Consider the following 8778-nt stretch of genomic DNA (forward strand, 5'->3'; position numbering starts at 1 on the left):
GGCGGCGATGGGCTGGCGAGTGGCACGCTCAGCGTGGACGGCAAGATCCTGGCGCGCAGCGGCGACGTGGTGCTGATCGCCCCGAACGTTCAGGTGGGCACCGGCGCGCTGGTGCAGTCGCCCAGCGGCGCCACGATCCTGGCCGCAGGCCAGAAGGTGGAGCTGACCGGGCGCGGCCTGGAAGGCATCCGCATGGAACTGCAGGCCCCCGGCGACCAGGCACTGAACCTGGGCACGCTGCAAGGCGATGCCGTGGGCATCTTCGCCGGCCAGCTCAAACACAGTGGCCTGATCCAGGCCAACGCCGTCACAGCCGAGGGCGGCAAGGTGGTACTCAAGGGCCTGGATAGCGCGGACATCTCCGGCCGCGTCACGGCCAGCAAGGGCGAGCAGGGCGGCCAGGTGCATGCCACGGCAAGCAAGGTGATGCTCCGAAGCGGCGCCGTGATCGACGTGAGCGGCGAGCGCGGCGGCGGCGAAGCGCTGATCGGTGGCGGCTGGCAGGGCAAGGATGGCCGCATCGCCAATGCGACTGAAACCCTGGTCGAAGCGGGCGCGACCATCAAGGCCGATGCGACGGGCAGCGGCAATGGCGGCACCATCGTGGCCTGGTCCGACGGATCGACCCGGGTCTATGGGACGCTCTCGGCACGCGGCGGCGCGGCGTCGGGCGACGGCGGCAACATCGAAACCTCCGGCCATTACCTGGACATGCAGGGTCAAGTGGACACGCGTGCGCCCAACGGCAATACCGGCAACTTGCTGCTGGATCCGACCAACATGTACGTTGCCGCGAGCCAGCTCAGTGCCGAGGCTGCGGGCATGGCCCTTGGAAGCGCCCAGACCGCCACGGGCCCGGTCTTCACGCCGACAGGCGCCGTGCAAGACTCGTTTGTCACCACATCTAGCCTTACGGGTCTCCTGACCACCACGAGCGTCACGGTTCAGACCACCAATGCCTTGGGCACCGGCGCCGGGTTCATCAAGGTGGTCGACCCGGTGAGCTGGGGATCGGGCAATCAGTTGACACTGAGCGCGGACACGGACATCTTCGTCGATGCCCCGATCACAAGCACGGGCACAGGAGCGCTGAGCCTGCGCGCCCAAGGCAACATCACCCAGACGGCCGCAATCACTGTTCCCGGGTTGCTGGCCATCTCGGACTTCAATGCAGTCACGCTCAACCACTCCGGCAATGCCGTCGGTACTCTGGCGGGCTACGCGGGAGCGGGCCAGAACTTCACCTTCACGAACGGCAGCGCGCTCGATGTGGGTAGTGTCGCGGGTTCCTTCGGCGTAGGCGCAGGCGGGAGCAACGTATCCCTCACGGCGCTGAGCGGTGACCTCAGCATCTCTGACACCGCGTACGGCGTCAATGCCGGCTCAGGCGCTGCCTCGCTCACGGCCAGCACTGGTTCGGTCACGCAGGCCAGTCTGGCCAAGATCACGGCCAGTGCGCTGGCGGTGACGGCGAACAATTCCATCGGCCTCAGTGCCGGCGTGAACGACGTGCAGTCTTTCTCGGCGGTGCAAACGGGTTCGACCGGCGGCAACATCGCGTTCGTCAACAATCCCACCGCAACGCAGTGGACGCTTGGCAACGTCACGCAGAACGCCCTGTCCCCCTCTTCCGTATCGATCTCGTCGGTGTCCGGCCAGGACATACAGGTGCAGGGCAACGTCGTCTCCGGCGCCAGCTCCAGCCTGAGCGTTTCCACCGCGGGCTCGATCATCCAGGGCGCCGGTGGCCTTCTCAAGTCGGACACCATTACGCTGCAGGCCGGTGGGACGCCGAGCGGTCCTGTCGGCAGCGCCGTCACGCCGCTGCAAACCGCATCGAACGGCACCTCGACCGCCTTCACCATCGGCGCCACCGGCGGGCCCAGCGGCATCCATATCAATCACGCGGGCAATGCGGTCCTGAGCAGCATCAATCCAAGCATCAACGCGCCCATCGAATTCAAGGCCAGCGGCAACCTGTCGGTAACGCCCAATCTCAACAGCGGCAGTTCGGGACTTTTCCTCGGTGCGGGCGGCCTGCTCAGCGTCGGCAGCCTCACCGGCGCCGGCATCACGCTGGAAGCCGACCGGATGAACCTCCAGGGCGGCGCGTCCTCGATCAACGCCGGCACCGGCGTGCTCTGGATCAAGCCGACGACCAGCAACTGGGACATCGACCTCGGCTCCTCCACGGACGTGGCGGCCAACACCCTGGAGCTGTCCACCAACGAAGTCAACGCCTTGGCCGGCGGCGGCGCTTTGCGCATCGGCGCACTCTCGGCCGGCTCGATGAACATCAGCGCCGCCATTGCGCCGATCTACAGCGGCAGCATCAAGCTGGAGTCGGGCGGTGCCATTACGCAAACCGGTGCGGGCACCATCTCCGCTTATTCGCTGGCCATCAAGGCCCTGGGCGACGTGATCCTGGATGGCACCCCCAATTCGGTGACGAACCTGGCGGCCTCGCTGGGCGATGCCAGCAACACCAATCGGGTGTTCAAGTTTCGCAATGGCGGCGCGCTGAACCTGGGCGCCGCCATCGACGGCACCAGCGGTATCGCGATCCAGGTGTCCGGCGGCGGCTATGACCCGCTCAGCCCGGATGCGTACATCTCGCTGATCTCGGGCGGCGCGCTAACCCAGAGTGCGGGTGCGCTGATCGGCGCCAAGGCCGTTTATGCGGAGGGCAGCCGCGTCGCCCTGACCGAGGGCAATTTCACCGGCGTGATTGCGGGTAAGGCCACCGGCGCGGCTACCGGCGACAGCTTCAAGTACACCAGCATCAATGGTATCAACGTCAACAACGTGGGCCCGGGTTCCGGCATCCAGAACGCCAACGGCCCCGATCCCGTCGCCATCGAGCTGACCGGCACCAACGTGTCCCAGCGCGCCGGCTCGGCCATCACGGCGGCGGGTGGGCTGAAGCTGGTCACCACGGGGCCGGTGAATCTTTCCGACGGCGGCAACAACGTGAGTGCATTGACGGCGACCGGCGCCAGTTCGCTGGTTTACCGCAACCTGGGCGCGCTGACGGTCGGTATCGCCGGCACCGGCGTGAGCGCCACGGGCGGCGTCGACATCCGAAGCGCCGATGCCCTGACCGTGCAGTCCAACGTCTCCGGCTCGGGCGTGATATTGAAGGCGAACGGAGCGGGCAAGGATCTGAACATCAATGCGGTCGTGGACACGGGCTCGGGCGGCGGCGATCTGGTGGCAGCAAACGACGTCCTGCTGAACAACGCGACCCTGACCGGCAGCGGCACGACCAACCTGGGGGCCGGGAACGCGGCCAAGGTGACGTCCGGCACCACCACCCTCAATACCAGTCTGGCCGGAACGCCGCTGGATGTGCAGGGCACGCTGGTGGTGGGGAGCAATGTCACCGTCGATTCGCTCAACCTCGCAAGCGGCGGTTCCATTACCGGCGCGGGCGACCTGATGGTGGGCAGCAGCCTGTCCTGGTCGGGTGGCATCATGACCGGCAGCGGCGACACCACCATTGGTCCCGGGGCCACCGCCACCATCACCGGTGGGGTATCGCTGGTGCGGCACATGGTCAACGCCAGCGGCGGGACCATCGTCTTGTCGGGCAGCGGGCAAATCGCGGCGATGAGTCCGGGGTCTTTGGACAACAGCGGCTTCTTCGACATCCAGAACGACGGCGGCTTTGCCGGCAGCGCCTTCACCATCAGCAATTCCGGTACGTTCACCAAGAGCGCCGGCACCGGCGTGAGCGCCGTGAGCGGGGTGAATTTCATCAACAACGGCTCGCTTGCTGTGTCCAGCGGCACGCTGCAGTTCGGCAGCGCCGGCTTCTCCAGCAACTCAGGATTGGTGCTCGTCGGTACCGGGGCAACGCTGGACAACAGCAACACCACGCTGGCCAACACCTCGGCCGGCGTCATCAAGGGATCGGGCACCCTCAGGCTGGGCACCGGCACCCTGAACAACAGCGGCACGCTGATGCCCGGCGGTCCCGGCGCCGTCGGTACCCTGACTATCGAGGCTGCCACGGTCAACCTGGATGCGGGGACCCATGTTTATGCCGATGTGGTGAGCACTTCCAGCTTCGACCGGCTGAACGTGACGGGCAACGTGAATCTGGCCAGCGGCGTCACCGTCGTGCCGGACATCAGCGCCGCCATCGGGCTTCTGCCGGGCGACAGCTTCGACATCATCCAGAGCTCACTGGGTAGTGTGGGTGGAGCCCTGCCTGTCGTGCCGGGCCTCGTCGTTACCCTGGAAAGCAGCCCGGTCCCGGCGCTTCGGGTGGCCCTGGCATCGCCGCCACCTCTACCGGCACCGGTGCCTCCGCCCCCGGCAGCCTTGCCGTTAACGAGCGGGACGACAGCCGACCAGATCGCCGGACTGATCGAAGGGGACCATGCACTCGCCACGCAGGTGGTCGCCGAGTTCAGCACCAACCCGCTGACGACCTTTACCGAGCTGGTGCTGAAGGAAGAAGAGCCGCGGGCGGGCGACGGCCGCGGTGTCGACAACCTGGTCGATAACAACCAGTGCCGGCGCTAACGCGCGCGTTCAGGAGCCGATAACCTGGCAGTCGCCGCTGCCGGCGACGATCTGGCGGACTTGTTGCGGCAGTGAGCCGAACATCTTGGCGGCCAGGCTGCCGGCGCCTTCCTGTCCCATGAGGATGCGGTCGCAGCCCAGCTCGCGGGCAGTGCGGGCAATGGTCTCGGCGCTGCGGCCGATGCGCACGCTGGATGTGTAGGGCACGCCCGCCGCGGTCAATTGCGCTTGCGCGGATTCGAGTTCCTCGGCGCCGGCGGCGTACTGCAGCTGGTGCAGCTCGCCGCTGCCGAAGAACATCGCGACATGGCTGGAAACCGCGGCCTGCACGCTCAGCAAATGGACCGCCACCGGGTCCTTGCCGTAGATGCTGATCGCTTCCGCCACGGCGGCCCGGCTGCGCGCCGGATGGCCGGCGTCCACCGGGATCAAGATTTTTCTCATGCTGGTTCCTTGTTGCGGTTTAGCCGGCGGCCTGGTCGGCGGCGGTTCCGGCGGGGCCGGCCTGCTGCGCAGCGCTGCGGACCATGAGCCACTTGCCGGTCGCGACAACCAGCAGGGCGCCCAGCGCCGGAGCGATCGTGTGCAGGTTGTGGTGCTGGGCGCTCCAGTTGGCGATTGCCGGATCGGACACGGCCATCTCACCGGCCACCCATCCCAGCAGGCCCGCGCCGACGGTGATGATCGCCGGGAAACGCGCCATCAGCTTGAGGATCACGGTGCTGCCATAGATGATCAGCGGGATGCTGATGACAAGGCCGATCACCAGCAGCGGCACGTTGCCCTTGGCCGCGGCAGCGACACCGATCACGTTGTCCAGGCTCATCACCAGGTCGGCCACCACGATGGTCTTGATGGCAGCGGCCAGGTTCGAATGGCCCGCGAGTTCTTCCTCGCCGTCTTCGCCTTTGAGCAGGCCCACCCCGATCCAGAGCAGCAGGGCCGCGCCGATCAACTTGAGGTAGGGCAGCGTGAGCAGGAAGATCGCGAAGAAGGTCAGCACGATGCGAAGCAGGATCGCGCCGACGCTGCCGAAAACAATCGCCTTCTTCTGCTGCTTCGGCGGCAGCGAGCGGCACGCCAAGGCGATGACCACCGCGTTGTCGCCGCTCAGGACGATGTTGATCATGATGATCTGGCCCAGGGCGATCCAGAACTCGGGGGTGGCGAAGTCAAACATTTTGTTCCTCGAAAGCGTGGGGAACCGCGAGCGGGTTCCGGTGCTTTCGAGAGTACGCAGGGGCGCTGACGCCTTTCTGCCGGCCAACTGTCAGGTAGATGTCGCCAAGCTGTCGCCAGGCTTACGCGTCCCGGTCAGCCTCGGATCGGCTGGCGGGAAAAAACACGCTGAAGGTGTTGCCGATGCCGTCGCTGCGGTCTTCTTCCAGGGTGATGCGGGCGCCGTGCAGGCTGGCGATTTCGCTGACGATCGCCAGCCCGAGGCCGCTGCCGTCGGTGTGGCTGCCAAGCAGCCGGTGGAATCGTTCGAAGATGCGGCCCCTCTCTTCGACCGGGATGCTCGGGCCATCGTCGCTGATCGACAGCCGGCCCTCGCCGTTCTCGGAGGTCGCCACCGCGATCGTGACCCGCCCGCCACGCTGGCTGTAACGAACCGCGTTGTCTATCAGGTTGTTGATCAATTCGCGCAAGCGGTCGGCGTCGGCGTCGATCAGGACCGGTTCAGCCCCCTCGAACCCCAGGTCGATGCCCTCCTTGATGGCCTGCGGCACCCACCCCATGCTGATCTCCAGCGCGAAGGCATTCAGGTCCAGCGCCTGCAGTTGCACCGTGTCGGTCGCGCCCGGCTCGTTGCGGGCCAGGGACAGCAGCTGCCGCACCAGGCGCGACAACCGGTCGGCACCGACGTAGAGCTGGGCCAGCGAATGGCGCACCCGCTCGGGGTCGTTTTCCCGCAGCGCCATCTCGATCTGCGCCTTCAAGCCGGCGACGGGAGTCTTGAGCTGGTGGGCGGCATCGGCGATGAAGCGGTTCTGGAAATCCAGCGTCTTGCCCAGGCGCTGCATCAACTCGTTGACCTCCTCCACCAGCGGCCGGACTTCGCCCGGCACGCCGTGGATCTCCACGGGCGTCAGATCGAGATGGTTGCGGTCGGACACGGCATGCTGCAGCCGTTTGAGCGGCACCAGCCCGCGCGAGATGCCAAAGTAGACAGCGCCGGTCGCCATCACGATCAGCAGCAACTGCGGGACCACGACGTTGGCCAGGATCTCCCAGGCCAGCCGCTTGCGCTTGTTCAGCGTTTCCGCAACCTGCACCAGCACCGGCCCCGAGGCGTCGTCCCCTTCCACTCGCGCCCAGGACGCCACCATGCGCACCGGCTCGCCGTGCAGGACGGCGCCGTAGAACAAGGGCTTGCCGCTCACGGAGGGAAGCCGCGCCGGTCGCGCGATCTCCGGATCGCCGCCGATGACGGCGCCGCTCTGCGTCCAGACCTTGTAGGCGAGGCGGTCGTCCTGATCGAGCAGCAGGATCCGCTCGGCGGCGGGCGAGAGCTCCAGCTTCGGCCCGGAGCCATTGGGCTTGATGTGCAGCGCGACTTCCCTGGCGATCTCGTTCAAGGAGCGGTCGTGCGCCAGGTTGGAAAAATCGACCGAGGTCCAGTAGGTGACGGCTGTGTCCAGCACCAGCAGGGCCAGCAGGGGGCCGAGGAGCCAGGCCAGCAGCTTGGACTGCAGCCGCGGCTCAGCCTGCCGCATCGTTCCGTTCCATCAGGTAGCCCATCCCGCGGACCGTGCGGATCTCGCACCCCAGGGGCTCGAGTTTCTTGCGGATGCGGTAAACGTAGACCTCGATCGCATTGGCCCCCACCTCGTCGCCCCACCCGTACAGGTGGTTGACCATGTGCTCCTTGCTCACCACCCGGCCCTCGCGCATCAGCAGCAATTCCAGCACCGAGAGTTCCCGTGCCGACAGCTCCACCGGCTGGTCGTCGTAGAACACCCGCCGGCCGACGGTGTCCAGGCGCAGCCGCCCGTGCTGCAGGAAAGGCGTGGTGGTGGAGCCGCCCCGGCGCAGCAGCGCGCGAACCCGCGCCTCGAGCTCGGGCAGGTCGAAGGGCTTGGCCAGGTAATCGTCCGCTCCCAGATCCAGGCCGCGCACGCGGTCGGCCAAGGCATCGAGCGCAGTGAGCATCAGCACCGGCACACCGGACTTGCGGGCGCGCAGGCGGCGCAGCACATCGAGGCCGCTGAGGCCGGGCAAGCCGATGTCGAGGATCGCGAGGTCGTAGCTCTCCATCGCCAGCGCGTTGTCCGCCTGCTCACCGTCGGCGACCACGTCGACCGCATAAGCGCACTGGACCAGGGCCCGGCAAAGCGCATCCGCGAGGATCGTGTCGTCCTCGACGAGGAGTATTCGCATGGGCGCAATCGTAAACGAAGGCCTCGCGGCCAAAAGCGTGTCGCGCCCAAGCCCACAGCTATGTGCCGGATGTCTCGGTGCCGGCTCGTATTTCACCAACTTCCGTATTGCAGCGCATGTAACGGTGTGCTACTGTCGAAACGCCTTTTGACCAGTAGCCCTGCGGGGTGCGGCGAGGAGGAAGCCTGGAGGGGGCGGCCTTGCCTGAAAGAACAGCCGTGAACAAGCCAGCCAAACAAGCTTTCCCGCGGGCCCACACCGCCTTGCCAGCCAGCAACAACGCACCTTGCCCTGCCGTGGCAGGGTTCCGGCCAGCAGGCGCGGCTCTCGCCATTGCTGCGGCCTTTCTCGCCTCCCCGGTGGTGGCCCAGCCCAGCGGCGCCCAGGCCATCCACGGCCAAGCCAGCCTGAGCCGGCAAGGCGCCAACCTGCTGGTGACCACGCAAAACGGCGCCGGAACCAGCCATTCGGCCATCAACTGGCAAAGCTTCTCGATCCCCGGGGGCAGCACCACCCATTTCCAGCAGCCCGGCGCGACCAGCCTGTCGATCAACCGGGTGGTGGGCAGCAACCCCTCGGCCATCTTCGGCACCCTGAGCTCCAACGGCCGGCTGGTGCTGGTCAACCCCTCGGGCATTGCCGTGGGCGCCGGCGCGGTGGTGGACACCGCCGGCTTCACCGCCTCGACGCTGCGCATGAGCGATGCCGATGCGCTGGCCGGGCGGCTGGTGTTCGGCGGCGATGGGCTGGCGAGTGGCACGCTCAGCGTGGACGGCAAGATCCTGGCGCGCAGCGGCGACGTGGTGCTGATCGCCCCGAACGTTCAGGTGGGCACCGGCGCGCTGGTGCAGTCGCCCAGCGGCGCCA

At 67.0% G+C, this 8778-nt stretch carries 6 protein-coding genes; 2 read left to right on the forward strand and 4 right to left on the reverse strand.

The genetic code is table 11. The annotated features are described in order from the left end of the window. Positions 1-4530: beta strand repeat-containing protein (locus tag HNE04_RS27570; protein ID WP_172227036.1), on the forward strand; the 4530-nt coding region annotated here is incomplete at its 5' end. A gap of 9 nt (positions 4531-4539) precedes the next feature. Here the strand turns inward: HNE04_RS27570 and HNE04_RS27575 are convergent. The 4 genes from HNE04_RS27575 to HNE04_RS27590 form a co-directional block, all read right to left on the reverse strand. Next, positions 4540-4974, reverse strand: a complete 435-nt coding sequence (locus HNE04_RS27575; RefSeq protein WP_172227039.1) for a universal stress protein — start codon at positions 4972-4974, stop codon at positions 4540-4542. 19 nt (positions 4975-4993) lie between these two features. Continuing rightward, positions 4994-5710 carry a TerC family protein gene (locus tag HNE04_RS27580; protein ID WP_172227042.1) on the reverse strand — a complete coding sequence of 239 codons (717 nt, stop codon included), beginning with the start codon at positions 5708-5710 and terminating at the stop codon, positions 4994-4996. A 121-nt stretch (positions 5711-5831) separates the two neighbouring features. Beyond that, entirely contained in the window at positions 5832-7247 is a 1416-nt protein-coding gene (locus HNE04_RS27585; protein WP_172227045.1) for a sensor histidine kinase, read from the reverse strand. Then, positions 7234-7911, reverse strand: coding sequence for a response regulator transcription factor (locus tag HNE04_RS27590; RefSeq protein ID WP_172227048.1), 678 nt, complete (start codon positions 7909-7911; stop codon positions 7234-7236). The genes HNE04_RS27585 and HNE04_RS27590 overlap by 14 nt, the downstream gene beginning before the upstream one ends. A 218-nt stretch (positions 7912-8129) precedes the next feature. On the opposite strand from HNE04_RS27590, the gene HNE04_RS27595 reads away from it, so the two are divergent. Next, a partial coding sequence (locus HNE04_RS27595) for a two-partner secretion domain-containing protein (protein WP_172227051.1) occupies positions 8130-8778 on the forward strand: 649 nt, incomplete at its 3' end.

This window comes from Caenimonas soli (assembly GCF_013155545.1).
Taxonomy (GTDB): Bacteria; Pseudomonadota; Gammaproteobacteria; order Burkholderiales; family Burkholderiaceae_C; genus Ramlibacter; species Ramlibacter soli.

Excerpts from the sequence above, each read along its gene's own strand:
- HNE04_RS27575 (WP_172227039.1), bottom strand. The coding sequence starts at position 4,974 with ATGAGAAAAATCTTGATCCCGGTGGACGCCGGCCATCCGGCGCGCAGC.
- HNE04_RS27580 (WP_172227042.1), bottom strand. The coding sequence starts at position 5,710 with ATGTTTGACTTCGCCACCCCCGAGTTCTGGATCGCCCTGGGCCAGATC.
- HNE04_RS27585 (WP_172227045.1), bottom strand. The coding sequence starts at position 7,247 with ATGCGGCAGGCTGAGCCGCGGCTGCAGTCCAAGCTGCTGGCCTGGCTC.
- HNE04_RS27590 (WP_172227048.1), bottom strand. The coding sequence starts at position 7,911 with ATGCGAATACTCCTCGTCGAGGACGACACGATCCTCGCGGATGCGCTT.